Source organism: Pseudomonas sp. O39 (assembly GCF_045447295.1).
Taxonomy (GTDB): Bacteria; Pseudomonadota; Gammaproteobacteria; order Pseudomonadales; family Pseudomonadaceae; genus Aquipseudomonas; species Aquipseudomonas antarctica_A.
In genome coordinates, this window is sequence record NZ_JBJGXV010000001.1 from 140,561 (window position 1) to 161,352 (window position 20,792).

Here is a 20,792-nt window from a genome sequence, read left to right on the forward strand (position 1 = left end):
TGCACTGCGACGTGAGGGGTCAGTCGAACGTAATACCCTGCGCCAGCGGCAGTTCCAGCGAGTAGTTCACGGTGTTGGTCTGGCGACGCATATACCCGCGCCACGCATCCGAACCCGACTCACGCCCGCCACCGGTCTCTTTCTCACCGCCAAACGCGCCGCCGATTTCCGCGCCGCTCGGGCCGATATTGACGTTGGCGATGCCGCAGTCACTGCCCACCGCCGACATGAACTGCTCGGCTTCACGCACATCGGTAGTAAAGATGCACGAAGACAGGCCTTGCGGCACAGCATTGTTCAGGCGCAGTGCCTCGGCGAAGTCGCTGTAGCCAATGACATACAGAATCGGCGCGAAGGTTTCGGTGCACACCACGTCGCTTTGCTCAGGCATTTCCACAATCGCCGGCGATACGTAGTAGGCATTCGGGAATTTATCTTCCAACTGACGCTTGCCGCCGAACACCCTGCCGCCTTCGCTCAAGGCTTGCTCCAGGGCGTCCTGCATGTTTTCGAAGCCGTGTTTGTCGATCAGCGGACCGATCAGGTTGCCTTCCAGCGGGTGGCCGATGCGCACCTTGGAATAAGCGGCCTTGAGGCGAGTGACGATTTCTTCCTTGACCGACTCATGGGCGATCAGCCGGCGCAGGGTGGTGCAGCGTTGACCGGCAGTGCCGACGGCACTGAACAGGATCGCGCGTACGGCCATGTCCAGGTCGGCGCTTGGGCCGAGGATCATCGCGTTGTTGCCGCCCAGCTCGAGAATGCTGCGGGCGAAACGCGCGGCGATTTTCGGCGCCACTTCGCGGCCCATGCGGGTGCTGCCGGTGGCGCTGATCAGGGCGACACGCGGGTCGTCAACCAGTGCAGCGCCGGCGTCGCGGCCGCCGATGATCACTTGGCTGAGGTACTCGGGGGCATCGGTGAATTTCTTCAGCACGCGCTCGAACAACGCCTGGCACGCCAATGCGGTGAGTGGTGTCTTTTCCGACGGTTTCCAGATCACCGCGTTGCCGCACACCAGCGCCAGCGTGGTGTTCCACGCCCATACGGCGACCGGGAAGTTGAAGGCGCTGATCACGCCGACCACGCCCAGCGGGTGCCAGGTTTCACGCATGTGGTGGCCCGGGCGCTCGGAAGCGATGGTCAAGCCGTACAACTGGCGGGACAGACCGACGGCAAAGTCGCAGATGTCGATCATTTCCTGCACTTCACCCAACCCTTCCTGGGTGATTTTGCCGGCTTCCCAGGACACCAGCTCGCCCAGGTCGGCCTTATATTCGCGCAGCACATCACCAAACTGACGCACCAGCTCGCCGCGACGCGGCGCCGGTACTTTGCGCCAGGCGTCGAATGCATGCTCGGCGCGACTGACCTGCTGCTCCACCTCGGCGGCACCTTCCCAGTGCACACTGCCAATACGGCTGCCATCAATCGGCGAATGCACGGGTTGTTTACCCGACTGGTACAGCGCCGGGTTTACCCCGAGACGGTCAAGCAATGCGGCAACCATGGGTCACTCCTTCAATCTACAAACAAAAAAATTGCGCCGCGGCCCACACGGCGATCCAGACCTTATTTGTAGCTGGCCCAAGACTTGCCAACAAACGACGATTAGGCGAGATATCATTCCGTTTATTCATGCAAAGAATAAAAAGAGGCGTGCCGTGCTGAACAAAAGACATTTGCCCTCGATCACCGCCCTGCAGTGTTTCGAAGCCGCCACCCGCCACCTGAGCTTCACCCGCGCCGCCGAGGAACTGAACCTCACGCAAAGCGCGGTGAGCAAACAGGTCGCCCAGTTGGAAGAATTGCTGCAGCACCTGCTGTTTCGCCGGGTGCGCCGCCGCTTGCAGATGACCCCGGCGGGCGATTTGTACCTCGTGGAAGTGCGAAAAATCCTCACACAGGTGGAGATGTCCACCCATTACCTGCGCTCCTACGGCGGCGAGACCGAAGTACTTCGCGTGTCCACGCCCTACACCTTCGGCGCGCGCTGGCTGGTGCCGCGCCTGAAGGGCTGGCGTTTGCGCCACCCGCAAATCCACCTGGACCTGTGCAATGAACAGGAACCGGACGAGTTGCTGCAAGGCAAGGCGGACATGGCGTTCTATTTCGGCCAGGGCTCACGTCCCGGCACGGAAAGCCTGAAACTGTTCAGCGAAGAATTGGTGCCTGTGTGCGCGCCGGAAAGCCTGCCCGCACAGGCATTCACCGACCCCACGCAATTGAGTGACCTGGTGCTGCTGCAAAACGCCTCGCGGCCGCAAGGCTGGCATGACTGGTTCGCCAGCCAGGGCTTTCACACCGAACACAGCTATCACGGGCCGCGTTTCGACACCTTCTATATGTGCATCCGCGCGGCGCAGGTCGGCTGTGGCGTGGCCCTGCTGCCACGTTTCCTGGTGGAAGAAGAACTGGCCGACGGCAAGTTGGTGATTCCTTGGCAGCATGCGTTGCCGAGCCAGGATGCGTATTACCTGGCGTACCCGGAGCATTCGGCGGAAGTGCCCAAGGTGCGCGACTTTGTGAAGTGGATGATGGAGCAGGTTTAGTTATTTTTTGGCTGCACCACCGCCATCGCAGGCAAGCCAGCTCCCACATTTGGAATGCATTTCTACGGTGGGAGCTGGCTTGCCTGCGATAGGGCCAGTGGCCACTCCAAAAAAATCACTGGCAAAACAACACAGGTCTATGCGCCACTAGCGCCATTCCTTAATTGTGCGTAAAGGTCGGCACCCATCGCCGATCCGTCTGGAGATTCCCGTTATGAGCGAGAGTGTGTTTGCCGATCGCATCGTGCAGAACCTGCTCGACACCGACTTCTACAAGCTGACCATGATGCAGGCGGTGCTGCACAACTACCCGAATGTGGACGTTGAATGGGAGTTTCGTTGCCGCAACAGTGAAGACCTGCGCCCGTACCTGGCGGAAATCCGCTACCAGATCGAGCGCCTGGCCGAGCTGAGCCTGAGCCCAGACCAGTTGGGTTTCCTGGAGCGCATCAGCTTCATGAAGCCGGACTTCCTGCGCTTCCTCGGGCTGTTCCGCTTCAACCTTCGTTATGTGCAAACCGGCATCGAGAATGGCGAACTGTTTATCCGCCTGCGCGGGCCGTGGCTGCATGTGATCCTGTTTGAAGTGCCGATGCTGGCCATCGTCAGCGAAGTGCGTAACCGCTACCGCTACCAGACCGTGATCCTTGAACAGGCCCGCGAGCAGCTTTACCGCAAGTTCGATTGGCTGACGGCGAACGCCAGCAGCGACGAGCTATCGGAGCTGCAAGTGGCCGACTTCGGCACGCGCCGGCGCTTCTCGTACCGGGTGCAGGAAGAAGTGGTGAGCGTGCTCAAGCATGACTTCCCCGGGCGATTTGTCGGCACCAGCAACGTGCACCTGGCCCGTGAGTTCGATATGAAGCCGCTCGGCACCATGGCCCACGAGTGGATCATGGCCCACCAGCAACTCGGCCCGCGCCTGATCGACAGCCAGATCGCCGCACTCGACTGCTGGGTCCGCGAATACCGCGGCCTGCTGGGGATCGCCCTGACTGACTGCATCACCACCGACGCCTTCCTCAGCGACTTCGACTTGTACTTCGCCAAGCTGTTCGATGGCCTGCGCCATGACTCCGGTGACCCGGTGCAATGGGCCGAAAAAGCCATCGCCCACTACCACAAGCTCGGTATCGAGCCGATGAGCAAGACCTTGGTGTTCTCCGACAGCCTGTCGCTGCCCAAGGCGCTGGAGATATTCCGCGCGTTGCGGGGTCGCATTAATGTGAGCTTTGGTATCGGCACCAACCTCACCTGCGACATTCCAGGTGTTGAGCCAATGAGCATCGTGCTTAAAATGACCGCCTGCAATGGCCAGCCCGTCGCGAAAATCTCTGATGAAGCGGGCAAGACCCACTGCACCGACCCGAATTTCGTCGCCTATTTGCGTCACGTTTTTAAAGTACCTGCCCTTTCCAGCAAGGAGTGAATCATGCAAGCCGTACAGCGTGAGATTGCGCAGCAGCTCAAGGTCCAAGCACCGTTCAAGGACCAGGCCGCCCTGGAGGCTGAAGTTGCCCGCCGCGTAACCTTTATCCAGGACTGCCTGCGCAATTCCGGGCTCAAGACATTGGTGCTGGGCATCAGCGGCGGCGTCGATTCCCTGACTGCCGGCCTTTTGGCTCAACGCGCGATGCAGGAACTGCGCGCCAGCACCGGAGATGACGCCTACCGTTTCATCGCCGTGCGCCTGCCCTACGAAACCCAGTTCGATGAAATCGACGCCCAGGCCTCGGTGGACTTCATCGAGCCGGACGAGCGCCACACTGTGAACATCGGCCCGGCGGTAAAATCCCTGGCCAGTGAAGTGGCGGCGTTTGAAGGCAAGGCCGCGGTGTCCCGCGATTTCGTGCTGGGCAACACCAAGGCGCGCATGCGCATGGTGGCGCAGTACACCATCGCCGGTGCGGCCAGTGGCCTGGTGATCGGTACCGACCACGCGGCGGAAGCGGTGATGGGCTTTTTCACCAAGTTCGGTGATGGCGCCTGCGATCTGGCACCGTTGAGCGGGCTGGTGAAAAACCAGGTACGGGCGATTGCTCGGCACTTTGGTGCGCCGGAATCACTGGTAGAGAAAATCCCGACGGCCGACCTTGAAGATTTGTCGCCAGGTAAGCCGGACGAAGCCTCCCACGGCGTGACTTACGCCGAGATAGACGCCTTCCTGCACGGAGAGCCGGTGCGTGAGGAAGCGTTCCGGATCATTTGCGACACCTACCGCAAGACCGAGCACAAGCGGGTCATGCCATTCGCGCCGTGAGGTAGATCGCCATCGCAGGCAAGCCAGCTCCCACCGTTGACCGCATCCTCATGCTGGAACTCGGTCAACTGTGGGAGCGGGCTTGCCTGCGAAGAACGATAACGCGGTACCACAGACCGCCCACAAAAAAGCGCCCCGCAAGGCGCTTTTTTTTCGACCGCAATCGGCTTACTTGACGGTCACAGTGCCTTTCATCATCGAGATGTGGCCCGGGAACGAGCAGAAGAACGCGTAGTCGGTACCGGCAGCCAGCTTCGACACATCGAAGGTCACCGAATCTTTCTCACCGGCACCAATGATTTTGGTGTGGGCGATGATGCGGGTGTCGCCTTCTTTCAGGTAGTTCTTGTCGATACCGGCAGCCATGCCGTCGCTGGCAATGCCAGGCATGTCGGCGGCGGAGCTCAGCACCCAGTTATGGCCCATCACGTTCTTCGGCAAGCTGCCGGAGTGAGTCAGCTCAACGGTGAACGTCTTGCAGCTCTTGTCGATTTCAATGGCCTTTTTGTCGAAGGACATTTGGTCGGTGGAGTCGACGGTGACCTTGCACTCTGCAGCAAGCAACTGGCCGCTCGCCAGAGTCAGCAGGGAAACAGCAACGAGTTTGGCAAACATGTGAATCTCCAAGGCAGGGTTTAAATAACGCGGATTGGGACAAGGGTGCCTCAAGCAGGCTTGAATTCTTATGATCTGCATCAACAGATTGTATACAACTTTAGGCTATCAGACTGATCAACACAATCTACCAGCCAAAGATCTGCCACCCGCTTATGATCGGCCCATACCCCATTGGAGCCCGCGCCATGCACCTCAACCAACTGTTCAACGGCCTGCTGGCCGCGTACGCCTGCGGTAAGTGAAGGCCAAGCGAGGTGCTAAGCTGCTACCATAGCGACCCAAGGCAGCTGCGCGCCGCCCCACCCTCACCTTCGACCCTAGAGGATCGCCCATGGCCAAACCTAATTACTCCTTCGCCAAACGTCAGAGAGACTTGGCCAAGGAGCAGAAGAAAGAGGAAAAGCTGCAACGCAAGAAAGCCACTGCAGATGAAGAAGCAGGTGCACTGAACCCGGATGCTGAAGGTGAAGTGGCAACAGACGAAACCGAAACACCGAAAGACCCGGCTGAATAAATTCTGTTGGGGTGAGCAGGCCCTCCCTGCTCACCCCAACCCACCCTCATTCCAGCGGCATCACCGTCACCCGCACCTCCGGGTCATGGCTCCCTCCCCCCAGAATCACCCCCCGCAACGGCGACACATCTGAGAAATCACGGCCCCAGGCCAAGGTGATGTGCTCCAGTGCCGGCTGCACATTGTTGGTCGGATCGAAATCTACCCAGCCCGACACCGGGCAATACACCGAGACCCACGCGTGGGACGCATCGGCGCCGATCAGCCGTGGCTGGCCGGGCGGTGGCTGGGTGAGCAGGTAGCCGCTGATGTATCGCGCCGCCAGGCCCCGCGAGCGCAGGCAAGCGAGCATCAGATGGGCGAAGTCCTGGCACACGCCGCGACGGCGCTCCAGCACTTCCACCAGCGGCGTGGCGACCTGGGTGGCTTCGGCATCGAACGTGAACTCGCTGAAGATCTTCTCCATCAGCGCCTGTACACCCAGCAGCAATGGCTCGCCGGGAGGAAAACAGCTTTCGGAAAACTCGACGAAGGTTTTTTTCAGGTGCACGTAGGGTGATTCGAAGCGATAGCGGCAGGCTTCGACCAGTTCCACAGACACCGGCCGGCTGCTATAGGTCAGGCTGTCGCGGGTCTGGTCCCAGGCGGGCGACTGCTGGAAATCCAACACCGGCCGCGCCAGCACTTCCACGGTCAGCCCGGCATTCACCAGCAACTCATCGTGGGGCCGCTCAAAGGCCAGCCGGGTAATGGGGTTACCAAACACGTCCAGCTCATCGCGGCGCGAAGACGGCTCCGGGCTGATATCCAGTTGCTGCGAGGTGCAACGCTGCCAGGCACAAGGCCGTGGCCACAGATGCGCCAGTTGCTGGGCCAGGGAGACCGGGCTGTCGTAGTGGTAGTGGGTATCGTGGAAAATCTGGTAGCGCGCACTCATCACACCGACACCGTTTGCTGGCTGACATCATCCACATGGGCAAAATGGCGCAAGGCCAGGCGATCCGACACTTGCCCGCTCTCATCGGCGACTGCTTGCAGCAAGTCAGCCAGGCCATCCAGCGCGGCACGCACGCTGGACTCGCCAAACAACGGGTTCTCCAGGCAACCCAGGTCGAAACACGCCAGGCGCTCCACCAACGGCGCCAGCCCGGTTTCACGAGGCACAGCAAAGTCATCGTTGAGGCGACGCAAGGTGCGGCTGACCAGTTTCAGCTGGAACAGCACCGCGTGCGGGTTCTGCTCGTCCAGCAGCAGCAGGTCGAGCACCGGAATCAGCTGCGGCACCGCCAGGTAGCGCGAACGATAGGTGATGCTGCTGTTGCCCAACTCCAGCAGCCACTCAAGCCCCGCCTGATCGAACACCGCCACGCCACGCAGGAACGCCGCAAGGCTGCTGCTCAGAAATTGCAGGCGCTCAATGCGCCGGCCCATCATCAAAAAGCGCCAGCCTTCGTCGCGGGTCATGTCGTCGAGGGCAAAGCCGGACAGCGCCGCCAGGGACATCACCAGGCGGTTGAGGAAATCCAGCAACTCGCCAAAATCCGGGGTTTCGCTTTCCAGTTCCAGGGCTTCGCGTTGCAGTTCGACCAGGGCCTGCCAGTTTTCCCGGGACAGTTTGCCGCGCACCTGGGACGCCGCCCACTGCAGGCGCTGCAGGTTGGCGCGCAGGCTCGACGGCCAGTCATCACCCAGCAAGGCGGCGAGCAGGCGCTCAGGCAACTCGCCCTCCTCCGGCAACAAGCGCAAGCTCTCGCCCAGCTCGACCGCCGCCTGCAAGGCCAGCGGATCGTCGCCGTCGACATAACGCGCGAGCACGATACGCAGCCAACGCGCGCTGTCGTCACAGCGCTCGCAATAGCGGCCAAACCAGAACAGGTTTTCCACCACGCGAGAGGGCAGATACGGGTCGCGGCGCACCAGGTCATGGGCACCAATCGCCCGTTGTGCACGCCAATGCTCGCCACCGGCAACGCGTTCGCTGAGCACCCAGGTGTCTTTGCTCGCGCCACCGCGTTGCATCGACACCACTTCGGCATCCGCCTCGGCCGCCACGCGGGTCAGGCCGCCGGGCAGTACACGGTAGCCGTCATCACTGGCCACGGCGTACACGCGCATGCCGATGGCACGGTGTTGCAAATGGTCGTCGACGGTGTGCCACACCGGTGCCTGGGACAGTTGCGCCAGCTCCTGGGCGACGTAGGCGTAAGGCCTTGCGCGCATGCGTTCGGCCAGGGCCTGGCGTTGTTCCTCATTCAAATCGCGGCCAAATACCGGGCTGAAGCTTTGCGACGGAAACGCGGGTTTGATCAGCAAATCCGGCAGTTTCTCCAAAGCCTCGGCCAACACCGGTGCTTCACCGCACCACCAAGTGGCGATCGACGGCAGGATCAATTCTTCGCCGAACAGGAACTGGTTGATCTTCGGCAAAAAGCCGAGCAACCCGGGCGACTCCAGTACGCCACTGCCGAGGGCATTGGCCACCAGCACATTGCCCTGGCGCACGGCATCGAGCAGGCCGGGCACGCCGAGGGCCGAATCGGTGCGCAGCTCCAGCGGGTCGCAGAAGTCGTCGTCCAGGCGGCGCATGATCGCGTGCACCCGGCGCAGGCCGCTGAGGGTTTTCAGGAACACAGTGCTGTCGCGCACGGTGAGGTCGCCGCCCTCCACCAACGGGTAGCCGAGTTGGCGCGCGAGGTAGAGGTGTTCGAAATAGCTTTCGTTGAATCGCCCCGGGGTCAGCAGCACGATCAGCGGCGACTGGTCGTCACTGGGCGCCTGGCGGGCCAGGGTTTCCTGGAGCGTGCGGAAGAAACCGGTGAGGTGCTGCACCTGCAGATCGCGGTACAAGTCCGGGAACGCACGGGACACGATGGTACGGTTTTCCAACGCATAACCGGCACCCGACGGTGCCTGGGTGCGGTCGGCTGTGACCCACCAGCGGCCATCCGGCGTGCGCGCCAAGTCCACGGCATACAGGTGCAAAAACGCGCCGTCCGGCGGCTGAATGCCCTGGCAGGGCCACAGGAAATTGTTATGCCCAAACACCAGCTCAGCCGGCAGCAGGCCCTCTTTGATCAATCGCTGCGGGCCATACAGATCGGCCAGCACGGCATTGAGCAGGCGCGCCCGCTGGGCGATACCGGCCGACAGGTGCTGCCACTCATCGGCGGCCAGCACATGGGGCAGTAAATCCAGCTCCCACGGGCGATCCGCGCCCTTGGGGTCGGCGTAGACGTTATAGGTCACGCCGTTTTCCTGGATCTGCCGGGTCAGCAGTGCCTGGCGTTGGGCCAGTTGCGCAGGCGTGCTGCGTTGCAGGTGATCAAGCAAGCGCTGCCAATGGGCACGCACCGCGCCACTGTCGTCCAGCAGTTCGTGATAAGTGCCCGCGGTCAGCGGGTAACGGTCGAGCAAGTCGGGCATGGAACGCTCGGCAGAAGGCAAGGGAAGTCAGATTAACTCAAATTCACTGCAATCTATTGTGGGAGCTGGCTTGCCTGCGATTGCGATTTTCCAGTCACCTTATTGGCTGGCTGATATATCGCTATCGCCGGCAAGCCAGCTCCCACATTTAAATCGCATTCAGTCATTTTTATTGGGAAAACGCCGCAGATCCAGGGTCATCGGTAGTTCATCATTAACCATTAAGGAAGGCACGGGGAGCTTGCCAGGGGTATGCCCCAAGCGGAAAAACCGCGCCATCCGCCGGCTTTCGGCTTCATTGGCATTCACCGGCAAGCTGTCGTAATTGCGCCCTCCCGGGTGGGCGACGTGGTACTGGCAGCCGCCCAGCGAGCGCTGCATCCAGGTGTCGAGCACGTCGAACACCAACGGCGCGTGCACCGGGATAGTCGGTTGCAGGCAGTTGGCCGGTTGCCAGGCGCGATAACGCACGCCGGCCACGAACTCACCGACACGCCCGGTCGGTTGCAGCGGCACCGGTATGCCGTTGCAGGTCAGCAGATAACGCTGCGGCGCCAGCCCGCTCAACTTCACCTGCAAGCGCTCCAGAGACGAATCCACATAGCGCACCGTGCCGCCCACCGCGCCCTCCTCGCCCAGTACGTGCCAGGGTTCCAGCGCCTGGCGCAGTTCCAGCTCGATGCCGCTGACGGCATAGTCGCCAACCTTGGGGAAACGGAACTCCAGGTGCGCGGCAAACCATTCGGCCCGCAGCGGGTAACCCGCAGCATTCAGCTCGACTATCACGTCGGCAAAATCCTGCTCGATAAAATGCGGCAGCAAGAAGCGATCGTGCAGTTCCGTACCCCAGCGCGCCAGTTTCGGCGGCGCATACGGCTCACGCCAGAAGCGTGCGACCAAGGCCCGCAGCAGCAATTGCTGGGTCAGGCTCATGCGCGCATGGGGCGGCATTTCAAAGGCGCGCAGTTCCAGCAGGCCCAGGCGCCCCGTGGCGCCGTCGGGCGAGTAGAGTTTGTCGATGCAGAACTCGGCGCGGTGGGTGTTGCCCGTCACGTCGATCAGCAGGTTGCGCAGCAGGCGGTCCACCAACCATGGCGGGCATTCTTCGCCAGGGGCGGGCATTTGGGCGAACGCGATTTCCAGCTCGTACAATGCGTCGTTACGCGCTTCATCCACCCGTGGCGCCTGGGATGTCGGGCCGATAAACAACCCGGAAAACAGGTACGACAGCGATGGATGGTTATGCCAGTAGCTGATCAAACTGCGCAGCAAATCGGGGCGACGCAAGAACGGTGAGTCCTTGGGCGTCGCGCCGCCCAGCACAAAATGGTTGCCGCCGCCGGTGCCCGTGTGACGACCGTCGATCATGAATTTTTCAGTGGTCAGGCGGGTTTGCCGTGCCTCTTCGTAGAGGAATTCCGTGCGCTCCACCAACTCGTCCCAGGTGGCGGACGGCTGCACGTTGACCTCAATCACACCCGGGTCCGGCGTGACCCGGAAGTTGCTCAAACGCGTGTCGAACGGCGGCTCGTAGCCTTCCAGCAATACCGGGCAGTGCAGCTCCTCGGCGGTGGCTTCGATGACGGCCACCAATTCCAGATAGTCCTCGACGCGCTCCAGCGGCGGCATAAACAGGTACAGGCGCCCTTCCCGCGCTTCGGCGCACAAGGCGGTGCGGGTCAGCCAGTCGGCGGACTCGTCGACTTCAGGCACGCGTTCATCGGCTGGCGCGGGTTCGCCATGGCTTTGCAGTTGCGCGGTGGTCGGCAACTCCGGCTGATCCTGGTTAGGGTCAGTCGGATGCACGAACGGGTACTCCGCCGCCGTCACCCAAGGTTGCGAGGCCAGCGGCAGGCGATAGCCCAGCGCTGAGTCGCCCGGCACCAGTCGGCAGTGATTGTCGCGCAGGTACCAGCGCCCACTCTGCCAGCGGTCATTGGCCGCCGTGCGCGCCAGCGGCAGCACTTGGCCGATAACTTTGTCCAGGCCCTGGCTGAATACTTTGCGCAGGCGCTCGCGCTCCAGGTCGTCGCTCAAGCGCGGGTCTTGGGCGGTGACGTTTTGCGGCAGTGCACCTTCGCGCCACAGGTAATAGAAATTGTCTTCGAAGGCCGGGAATACAAAGTACGCCGGCAGTTTGAGGCGTTCGGCGACACTGGCCAGGAAACGCCCGGCCATGAGCCCGTCGGCAGCATAATCTTCTTGCTCATCGGCTATCAGCGCGGTGTTGTGCCAGATCGGCACGCCGTCGCGCCGCCAATAGCAGTTGAGCGACCAGCGCGGCAACTGCTCGCCGGGGTACCACTTGCCCTGACCGAAGTGCACCAGGCCCTTGGGCGCGTAGTGCTTACGCATGCGTTGGAACAGCTCGGCGGACAGCCGACGTTTGTCCGGCCCGAGGGCGGCGGTGTTCCACTCGGCGCCGTCGGGGTCGTCGATGGAGACGAAGGTCGGTTCGCCGCCCATGGTCAGGCGTACGTCGTCCTTGAGCAGGTCGCCATCGATCTGCCGGCCCAGTGCCTGGATCGCCAGCCATTGTTCTTCGGTGTAGGGCTTGGTAACCCGAGGTGCTTCCCAAATGCGCTCCACCGACATCTCGTGGGTAAATTCGCACTCGCACGGTTCCACCAGCCCACTGATCGGTGCGGCGGACGATGGATCAGGACTACAGGCCAACGGGATATGGCCTTCACCAGCGAATAACCCTGAGGTAGCGTCCAGGCCGATCCAGCCGGCGCCGGGCAAATACACTTCGCACCAGGCGTGCAGGTCGGTGAAGTCCACTTCGGTGCCGGACGGGCCGTCGAGGGCTTTGACGTCGGCGGTGAGCTGAATCAGATAGCCGGAGACAAACCGCGCCGCCAACCCCAGGTTGCGCAGCAATTGCACCAGCAGCCAGGCCGAATCGCGGCAGGAGCCGGAGGCATTTTCCAGGGTGAATTCCGGGGTTTGCACGCCTGGTTCCATGCGGATCAAGTAGCCAATATCGGCCGCCAGACGCTGGTTCAGCCCCACCAGGAAATCCACGGCCGGCAGGGGCGTGCGGTCGATGCCCGCCAGGTAAGCGGCAAACTTCGGCGTCAGCGGCAGGGTTTCCAGGTACGGCGCCAGCTCTCGCTGCTCGTCAGCGGCGTAGCTGAAGGGGATTTTTTCGGCGTAGGGTTCAAGGAAAAAGTCGAACGGGTTGAACACCGCCATCTCGGCGACCAAGTCGACTTCGATACGCAGTTCGTCCGTCTTTTCCGGGAACACCAGACGCGCCAGGTAGTTACCCTGGGGGTCTTGTTGCCAATTGATGAAATGCTGCTCGGGCAGCACTTTCAGTGCGTAGGACAAAATCCGCGTGCGACTGTGGGCCGCCGGGCGTAAACGCACGATCTGTGGGCCGAGTTCGACAGCGCGGTCATAGCGGTAATGCGTAACGTGGTGCAACGCGACATGAATCGACACGGCGGCCTCCTGCGAGCCAGGGCATGGACACAACGTGCGCAAGACTTATGCCAGAGCAGCCGTCATTGCGCTTTCTCGTTAGACCCGGTGCAGTAGAGCACCAAAACGGCGCCATCACCGGTGCCCTGGTGCAAGTGCTGCACATATTTGTGGCGCAGGGTGGTGAATCTACCCAGCTAGCGTGCTTTGTGCGTTGCGATGATGGCTTGGCGCAGCCGCCTCACTTCAACGAGTTTCTGGCGCATCTCGCGGTGACGCTTGCTGTTGAGCAGCAGCAATCCCAGCAGCGGGAACAGCAGGCTCAAACTATAGGACAGCGGATGCGGAGCGAAGGCGATGGTGGGCAGCACTGCCAGAACACAGAGCGCAAGCAGCATCACCAGCGGCCATACCCACTGCGGCCGCCCGCGCGCGATCATGAAGTTGCACTGCACGATGCCCCACGTCAGCGCGAGGCCACCCAGGAAGGAATACTTGAGGTTGTCGTCCATCGACAAGCGTGGGAAATAACTGTCGAAAATCAGCGGCACCGCAAACACCAGGCTGAACACCGCCGCGAAAATTGCGCCCATAAAGACCGGAAAGTATTGCGCCAGAAAACTGCGAATGCCGGGTAGCTCATTCATCGCTCATTTCCTCATACAGCCCCACGGCAATGGTGCGTACGTTCCCCGAGATTGCACTGCCGGTAAAACCGATCGCCGCGCCCAGGGCATCCTGTATCTGAGTCACCGTCGCATGCTTGACCTGGGCGGGGGCGAAACGCTTGGTCGCCTCGCCAGACAGTTGTTTCAACTTGAGCATCTTGGCGCTCATTCGCGGGTCCTGAATGCTGAGCAGCTCCTTCGTCAGCTTGGCGCGCTCTTGCCGGGTTAATCCTCGTAGCACCTCCCGCACGCTTTTGCCGGTGGCGGCCTGATTCAGCCGCACCAGCTTTATCGTGGTCAGCGTCGATGCACCGACCCCGATCAACGACGCAGCATCCAGCGCGATCATCGTGTACTGATACCACTCCGAGCTGTCGAGCTTGTCATTTTTGGAGGGGTCACTGATCTCATTGCTGACGCGATAGCCACTGGCAAAACACTGGAGCGTGCTGGCCGTGGCAGCGGTATAACCGATGGCCGTAATCACGCTGCTGGCACCCGCCGTGAACGGTACAGCGACGGTGCCGCTGAGCACCACGATCCAACCGATGATCGCGCCCGCGCAGGACAGAGACGTATTGACCGCCTCTCCCACCAGGCGCGATTCGCGGGGATTGTCCTGGACCTGTTGCGCAAACTGCGCCGGGGCGATGTACTTCTGCGCTTCACGCAAGATCAAACGTTTAGGAGCGATGCTGCAGATGGGCTGAAATTCGCGCAGCGTGAGGACGTTGAAGTCGGCGTCAATGTACACAACGCCCGCGCCGACAATGCCGGGGTCAGCGTCGATGGCCGCAAACAGGCGTGGCAGGTTGATCTGGCTTTCGATGCGCTGGCGCGCCATGAACTGCGAGCGGTTGGAGTCCATGCCGATGCTGAGCAGGGGGTTGCTCATGAGAGTTCTTCCTTGAAGGTGATGGTGGCCTGGCAGGCCTCATCGCGGGCAAGCCCGGCTCCCACAAGGGAACGCGTTCCAACTGTGGGAGCTGGCTTGCCTGCGATGGCGATCTAATGACCACCACCTTAACAAACGGTCTACCCACCCGCTAGAAAGCAAAACGCCAGCACGAGGCTGGCGTTTTGCATGTTCAGGCTACGATCAACGCGGCACTACCGGCTTGCGCGCAGGCTTACCGCCTTTGCCCTTCGCCGCATCGGCGCGCTCCTTGGCAGCCTGCTTGTTGCGTACCATGGCCGCAGCCTTGGCTTGTTCGCGCTTGTCCCACGGGTTGCTGCCATCACTGCCACGCGGCGGCAAACCGGTGTGCTGGGTGAGGATCCTGGTGGTGGTTTCCTTGGCAACCTTATGGCTGCCGGCCGGCGTCGAGTTCTTGCGACGGGCGCTCTGGTAGCTGTCGGTGGCCGGCTGGTGCAGCGGGATCAATTGGTCCTTGCCCGGCCCGATCAGGTCGGCACGGCCCATGCGGGTCAATGCTTCACGCAGCATCGGCCAGCCTTTCGGGTCGTGGTAGCGCAGGAACGCTTTGTGCAGACGGCGCTGCTCTTCGCTCTTGACGATGGTCACCGCGTCGCTCTTGTAGGTGACCTTGCGCAGCGGGTTCTTGCCCGAGTGGTACATCGCGGTGGCGGTGGCCATCGGCGACGGGTAGAACGCCTGCACCTGGTCGGCGCGGAAGCCGTTGCCCTTGAGCCACAGGGCCAGGTTCATCATGTCTTCATCGGTGGTGCCCGGGTGGGCGGCGATGAAGTAAGGAATCAGGTACTGCTCCTTGCCCGCTTCCTTGGTGTACTTCTCGAACATGCGCTTGAACTTGTCATAGCTGCCAATGCCCGGCTTCATCATCTGGTTGAGCGGACCTTCCTCGGTGTGTTCCGGGGCGATCTTGAGGTAACCACCGACGTGGTGGGTCACCAACTCTTTAACGTATTCCGGCGACTCGACCGCGAGGTCATAGCGCAGGCCGGAAGCAATCAAAATCTTCTTCACACCCGGCAACGCACGGGCGCTGCGGTACAGCTGAATCAGTGACGAGTGGTCGGTGTTCAGGTTCGGGCAGATGCCAGGGAATACGCACGACGGCTTACGGCATGCAGATTCGATTTCCGGGCTCTTGCAAGCGATGCGGTACATGTTCGCGGTCGGGCCGCCGAGGTCGGAGATCACGCCGGTAAAACCTGGAACCTTGTCGCGGATCTCTTCGATTTCGCGAATGATCGACTCTTCGGAACGGTTCTGGATGATCCGGCCTTCGTGCTCGGTGATCGAGCAGAAAGTACAGCCGCCGAAGCAGCCACGCATGATGTTCACCGAGAAACGGATCATGTCGTAGGCCGGGATCTTTTCCTTGCCGTACGCCGGGTGCGGGACACGGGCGTAAGGCATGCCAAACACGTAGTCCATTTCTTCGGTGGTCATCGGGATGGGCGGCGGGTTGAACCACACATCCACTTCACCGTGCTTCTGCACCAGAGCACGGGCGTTGCCTGGGTTGGTTTCCAGGTGCAGCACGCGGTTGGCGTGGGCGTAGAGCACCGAGTCACCACGGACTTTTTCTACCGATGGCAGGCGAATCACGGTCTTGTCGCGGGTCATGCGCGGGCTGGCCAGGATCTGCACGACCTTGGCTTCTTCCGGGTCTTCAACCGGGCCTTTTTCCTGCTCAATGGCGCAAGCCTGGGTGTCCTGGGTATTCACGTACGGGTTGATGATCTTGTCGATCTTGCCCGGGCGGTCGATACGCGTGGAGTCCACTTCGTACCAGCCTTCAGGCGTGTCACGGCGAATGAACGCGGTGCCGCGCACGTCAGTGATGTCTTCGATCTTGTGGCCCCAGGACAAACGCTGGGCGACTTCGACGATAGCCCGCTCGGCGTTGCCGTACAGCAGGATGTCGGCGCAGGCGTCGATCAGGATCGAATTGCGCACGCGGTCTTGCCAGTAGTCGTAGTGGGCGATGCGGCGCAGGGACGCTTCGATGCCACCGAGTACGATCGGCACGTTCTTGTAGGCTTCTTTACAGCGCTGGCTGTACACCAGGCTCGCGCGGTCCGGGCGTTTGCCAGCCATACCGCCAGGGGTGTAGGCGTCGTCGGAACGAATCTTCTTGTCGGCGGTGTAGCGGTTGATCATCGAGTCCATGTTGCCGGCCGCGACGCCGAAGAACAGGTTCGGCTCGCCGAGCTTCATGAAGTCGTCTTTGGACTGCCAGTTCGGCTGGGCAATGATCCCGACGCGAAAGCCCTGGGACTCCAGCAGCCGGCCGATGATGGCCATACCGAACGAGGGGTGATCCACGTACGCATCACCGGTGACGATGATGATGTCGCAGGAATCCCAGCCAAGCTGATCCATCTCCTCCCTGCTCATCGGCAGGAATGGCGCAGGACCGAAACATTCGGCCCAGTACTTGGGATAGTCAAATAACGGCTTGGCTGTTTGCATGACGGTGACCGGTGTTGAGATGAAAAATCGCGGGCGCGGAATATAGCACAAATTTTGACCAATTCCGACGGTAATGGTCGGAATTGTGGTGACGCCATCGCAGGCAGGCCAGTTCCCCCATTTGAATGCATTTACACATCAATGTGGGAGCTGGCTTGCCTGCGATAAGGCCCTTACAGGCGCTGGAGAGTTACTCGTCGTCGAAGTTGTAGCTGCCCGGCGCCAGGTTTTCGAAACGGGTGTATTTGCCGATAAAGGCCAGGCGCGTGGTGCCGATTGGCCCGTTACGCTGCTTGCCGATAATGATTTCAGCGATGCCTTTATGCTCGGTCTCCGGGTGATACACCTCGTCCCGGTAAACAAACATGATTACGTCAGCATCCTGCTCGATCGCTCCGGATTCCCGCAAGTCGGAGTTGATCGGGCGTTTGTTCGGCCGTTGCTCCAAGGAACGGTTGAGCTGCGACAGGGCAACCACTGGGCAGTTGAATTCCTTGGCCAGGGCTTTCAACGAGCGGGAAATCTCGGAAATCTCGTTGGTACGGCTGTCGCCACTGGAGCCCGGGATCTGCATCAGTTGCAGGTAGTCGATCATGATCAGGGCGATATCGCCGTGCTCACGCACCAGGCGTCGGGTACGCGCGCGCATTTCCGAGGGGCTGATGCCCGCGGTGTCATCGATAAACAGCTTGCGGTCGTTAAGCAGGTTAACGGCCGAGGTCAAGCGCGGCCAATCGTCATCTTCCAGACGACCGGCACGCACCTTGGTCTGGTCGATACGGCCCAGGGACGACAACATCCGCATGATCAGCGATTCGCCTGGCATCTCCAGCGAGTAGACCAGTACGGCCTTATCGCTGCGCAACACGGCGTTCTCCACCAGGTTCATCGCAAACGTGGTTTTACCCATGGACGGACGGCCGGCGACGATGATCAGGTCAGACGGCTGCAGGCCGCTGGTCATGCCATCGAGGTCGGTGTAGCCGGTGGACAGGCCGGTGATGGCGTTGTCGGTGTTGAACAAGGTATCGATCCGGTCGATGGCCTTGGTCAACAGGTCGTTGACGCTGACCGGGCCGCCGGTTTTCGGACGGGCCTCGGCGATCTGGAAGATCTGCCGTTCGGCCTCGTCGAGAATCTCTTCAGCGGTACGGCCTTCGGGGTTGAAGGCACTGTCGGCAATCTCGGTGGCGATGCCGATCAACTGGCGCAACGTGGCCCGCGCACGGACGATCTGCGCATAGGCCTTGATGTTGGCGACCGATGGCGTGTTTTTCGCCAGCTCGCCCAGGTAACCCAGGCCGCCCACTTGGGACGTCTGGCCTTCCTTGTCCAATTGCTCGGCCAGGGTCACCACGTCGATCGGCGAGTTCTGGTCGGCCAGCTTGGCAATGGCACGGAAGATCAAGCGGTGGTCATGACGGTAGAAATCGCCGTCCGAGACTTGATCCAGCACGCGTTCCCAGGCGTTGTTGTCCAGCATCAAGCCACCGAGCACGGCCTGTTCGGCCTCGATGGAATGCGGTGGCACCTTCAGGGCAGCGGTTTGCAGATCGTATTGCTCAGGAGCTGAAATATCGTTCATGGCCACTTGGAATTAGGGGATTGTAGAAAAACAAAAGGCACGACCTGTAAACAGGATCGTGCCCGATGTTAACTGGCTGACACGCGAGGTGCCAGTCAGTTAGGTGCTGCTTAAGCTGCTACCACGACAACGCGTACGGTGGCTTCAACTTCGGCGTGCAGGTGCACGGCTACGTCGAATTCGCCTACGTTGCGGATGGTGCCGTTCGGCAGACGAACTTCGCTCTTCTGCACTTCAACGCCGGAAGCGGTCAGTGCATCAGCGATGTCGTGGGTGCCGATCGAACCGAACAGCTTGCCTTCGTCACCGGCGGTGGCAGTGATAGTCACTTCCAGCTCAGCCAGTTGGGCAGCGCGAGTTTCGGCCGAAGCTTTTTTGTCTGCTGCTGCTTTTTCCAGCTCAGCACGACGCTCTTCAAACGCAGCCAGGTTGGCAGCGGTTGCAGCGGTGGCTTTGCCGTAAGGCAGCAGGTAGTTACGACCGTAGCCGGCCTTAACGTTCACTTTGTCGCCCAGGTTGCCCAGGTTGGCGACTTTTTCCAGAAGGATCAGTTGCATGTGAAAATCCTCTAACTTTTAACCTTCACCGTTCGCGTTATCGGCGTCTTTCGACGCCAGACGACCGCGAAAATCAATCAGGCCGTCGACAATGGCCAAAACCACGAGTAACGGATAGATCAGCTGCATGAACAGCAACAGCGTTACGTACAACCCCACCAGCCAAAACCTGGCCAGACGCTTTCGCGCAACCAGCCCATGAATCAGGGCCAACCCGGCAAACACCAGCGGTACGCTGCAAATCGGCGCCAGCAAGGCCATCTGTGGACCGAAGTTCGGCCCGACAACCATGCACGCCAGCAGCAACATCGCCGGCCCCGCGGGGATTCTGATACTGCGAAACTCGCGACCAAAACCACCCGGGTTGTACAACAACGCCTGCCAATAACGCCCAAGAATCAGGCTCAGCACGCTGACGACCTGCAACAATGCCGCAATCAGGCCGGTCAGGACCGGGGCAATCAGTGACGCAAACCGCGCTCGCTCATCTACCGACAACTGCTGGTAGAGATCCCCGAGAGCCATCGGCAGGATCTTGACGATTTCCTGCGACAGCGCCTCGATTTGCGGGCGGAAAGCCGCGCCAAGCATCACTGAGTACACCAACCCCAATGCCACGCTGACCAGCAGCGTACGGACCCAGGACTCACTTGCGCGTAAAACCAACGCAAGGCTCGATGACCCCAGCAGTACCAAAAGTACGCGTGGATCACCAAATTGCAGCCACCAGATCAAGGCCGGCAACAATCCCAGGGCAAGGACGCCAAGGGCGTCCTTCAAACCGCGCCGCAGCAGCACTAGGCAACCTGCGGCAGCACCCAACCAATAAAGCAACGGCAATGCCGCACATCCAGCCACTACGAGAGTGGCCTGCACGCGACCGCGCATGATGAACTCAGCTAAGGCGCGCATGCATTCAATCCCTTACTACTTGTCGACTGCCCGGTCTCAGCGGCCGTGGCTGTCGGTGTAGGCCAGCAGGGCCAGGAAGCGGGCGCGCTTGATAGCGGTGGCCAGCTGACGCTGATAACGTGCTTTGGTACCGGTGATACGGCTTGGAACGATTTTGCCGGTCTCGGATACGTAAGCTTTCAGAGTGTTGAGATCTTTGTAATCGATCTCCTTCACGTCTTCAGCGGTGAAGCGGCAGAATTTACGACGACGGAAGAAACGTGCCATTTGATAGGCTCCTTAAAAGGTCCGTGGATTACTCGTCAGCGTTATCGCTGTTGTCGCTGTCATCACTATCAGCGCTTTCGGCGCCTTCGTGCTCAGGACGGTCGCGACGCTCACGGCGCTCACTGCGGTTTTCTTCAGCCTTGAGCATCTCGGATTGGCCGGTAACGGCTTCTTCGCGACGGATGACCAGGTTACGGATCACTGCATCGTTGTAGCGGAAGTTGTCTTCCAGCTCGGCCAGGGCCTTGCCAGTGCACTCAACGTTCAGCATCACGTAGTGAGCCTTGTGAACATTGTTGATTGCGTAGGCCAGTTGACGACGGCCCCAATCTTCCAGACGGTGGATTTTGCCGCCGTCTTCTTCGATCAGCTTGGTGTAACGCTCAACCATGCCGCCGACTTGCTCGCTTTGATCCGGGTGGACCAAAAAGATGATTTCGTAATGACGCATGAATGCTCCTTACGGGTTGTAGCCTGCCGCTCAAAAACGGTCAGACAAGGAGTGAATGACACTTATGGATCTTGCCAAAGGGAGGCACATGCGTGCCTGCCATGAAGGCAAGGGGCGCAATAGTAGAGGAGCAGGGGGGAAGCTGCAAGCTGC

At 60.8% G+C, this 20,792-nt stretch carries 17 protein-coding genes; 4 read left to right on the top strand and 13 right to left on the bottom strand.

What is annotated here, in order from left to right:
* Positions 1–19: 19 nt before the first annotated feature.
* Positions 20–1,510, bottom strand: a complete 1,491-nt coding sequence (locus tag ACI77D_RS00615; RefSeq protein ID WP_221293789.1) for an aldehyde dehydrogenase family protein — start codon at positions 1,508–1,510, stop codon at positions 20–22.
* Positions 1,511–1,664: 154 nt separating this feature from the next.
* On the opposite strand from ACI77D_RS00615, the gene ACI77D_RS00620 reads away from it, so the two are divergent.
* From ACI77D_RS00620 to nadE, 3 genes are all read left to right on the top strand, one after another.
* Positions 1,665–2,552, top strand: coding sequence for a LysR family transcriptional regulator (locus ACI77D_RS00620; protein WP_064450426.1), 888 nt, complete (start codon positions 1,665–1,667; stop codon positions 2,550–2,552).
* A 214-nt stretch (positions 2,553–2,766) separates the two neighbouring features.
* Positions 2,767–3,981 carry a nicotinate phosphoribosyltransferase gene (gene pncB / locus ACI77D_RS00625; protein WP_064450425.1) on the top strand — a complete coding sequence of 405 codons (1,215 nt, stop codon included), beginning with the start codon at positions 2,767–2,769 and terminating at the stop codon, positions 3,979–3,981.
* A gap of 3 nt (positions 3,982–3,984) precedes the next feature.
* Positions 3,985–4,812: an ammonia-dependent NAD(+) synthetase gene (nadE, locus tag ACI77D_RS00630; protein WP_064450424.1), complete on the top strand. Its 828-nt coding sequence runs from the start codon at positions 3,985–3,987 to the stop codon at positions 4,810–4,812.
* 168 nt (positions 4,813–4,980) lie between these two features.
* Here the strand turns inward: nadE and azu are convergent, their stop codons facing one another.
* On the bottom strand, positions 4,981–5,427 hold the full coding sequence (gene azu, locus ACI77D_RS00635; protein ID WP_064450423.1) for an azurin: 447 nt from the start codon (positions 5,425–5,427) through the stop codon (positions 4,981–4,983).
* 334 nt (positions 5,428–5,761) lie between these two features.
* On the opposite strand from azu, the gene ACI77D_RS00640 reads away from it, so the two are divergent.
* The gene (locus ACI77D_RS00640; protein ID WP_064450422.1) at positions 5,762–5,944 is read left to right on the top strand and encodes a hypothetical protein; all 183 of its coding nucleotides are present in this window, start codon (positions 5,762–5,764) and stop codon (positions 5,942–5,944) included.
* Between the two features lie 46 nt (positions 5,945–5,990).
* Here ACI77D_RS00640 and ACI77D_RS00645 read toward each other — a convergent pair whose 3' ends face one another.
* From ACI77D_RS00645 to rpsF, 11 genes are all read right to left on the bottom strand, one after another.
* Positions 5,991–6,881 (bottom strand): transglutaminase family protein, encoded by an 891-nt coding sequence (locus tag ACI77D_RS00645; protein WP_262666883.1) that lies wholly within the window; start codon positions 6,879–6,881, stop codon positions 5,991–5,993.
* On the bottom strand, positions 6,881–9,367 hold the full coding sequence (locus tag ACI77D_RS00650) for a circularly permuted type 2 ATP-grasp protein (RefSeq protein WP_064450420.1): 2,487 nt from the start codon (positions 9,365–9,367) through the stop codon (positions 6,881–6,883). The genes ACI77D_RS00645 and ACI77D_RS00650 overlap by 1 nt, the downstream gene beginning before the upstream one ends.
* Positions 9,368–9,526: 159 nt before the next feature.
* Positions 9,527–12,817, bottom strand: coding sequence for a DUF2126 domain-containing protein (locus ACI77D_RS00655; RefSeq protein WP_064450419.1), 3,291 nt, complete (start codon positions 12,815–12,817; stop codon positions 9,527–9,529).
* A 176-nt stretch (positions 12,818–12,993) separates the two neighbouring features.
* Complete coding sequence (locus ACI77D_RS00660) at positions 12,994–13,443, bottom strand: hypothetical protein (protein WP_221293787.1); 450 nt, start codon at positions 13,441–13,443, stop codon at positions 12,994–12,996.
* Positions 13,436–14,359, bottom strand: a complete 924-nt coding sequence (locus ACI77D_RS00665) for a hypothetical protein (protein ID WP_064450417.1) — start codon at positions 14,357–14,359, stop codon at positions 13,436–13,438. Before ACI77D_RS00665 ends, ACI77D_RS00660 begins: the two co-directional genes overlap by 8 nt.
* 204 nt (positions 14,360–14,563) lie before the next feature.
* On the bottom strand, positions 14,564–16,867 hold the full coding sequence (locus ACI77D_RS00670) for a YgiQ family radical SAM protein (protein WP_064450416.1): 2,304 nt from the start codon (positions 16,865–16,867) through the stop codon (positions 14,564–14,566).
* Between the two features lie 190 nt (positions 16,868–17,057).
* Positions 17,058–18,452 (bottom strand): replicative DNA helicase, encoded by a 1,395-nt coding sequence (gene dnaB, locus ACI77D_RS00675; RefSeq protein ID WP_064450415.1) that lies wholly within the window; start codon positions 18,450–18,452, stop codon positions 17,058–17,060.
* Between the two features lie 110 nt (positions 18,453–18,562).
* The gene (rplI, locus tag ACI77D_RS00680) at positions 18,563–19,009 is read right to left on the bottom strand and encodes a 50S ribosomal protein L9 (protein WP_003171376.1); all 447 of its coding nucleotides are present in this window, start codon (positions 19,007–19,009) and stop codon (positions 18,563–18,565) included.
* Between the two features lie 18 nt (positions 19,010–19,027).
* The gene (locus ACI77D_RS00685; protein WP_110623877.1) at positions 19,028–19,921 is read right to left on the bottom strand and encodes a hypothetical protein; all 894 of its coding nucleotides are present in this window, start codon (positions 19,919–19,921) and stop codon (positions 19,028–19,030) included.
* A 36-nt stretch (positions 19,922–19,957) separates the two neighbouring features.
* Complete coding sequence (rpsR, locus tag ACI77D_RS00690; RefSeq protein ID WP_002551829.1) at positions 19,958–20,188, bottom strand: 30S ribosomal protein S18; 231 nt, start codon at positions 20,186–20,188, stop codon at positions 19,958–19,960.
* A 28-nt stretch (positions 20,189–20,216) separates the two neighbouring features.
* The gene (gene rpsF / locus ACI77D_RS00695; protein WP_003217491.1) at positions 20,217–20,639 is read right to left on the bottom strand and encodes a 30S ribosomal protein S6; all 423 of its coding nucleotides are present in this window, start codon (positions 20,637–20,639) and stop codon (positions 20,217–20,219) included.
* Between the last annotated feature and the right edge of the window lie 153 nt (positions 20,640–20,792).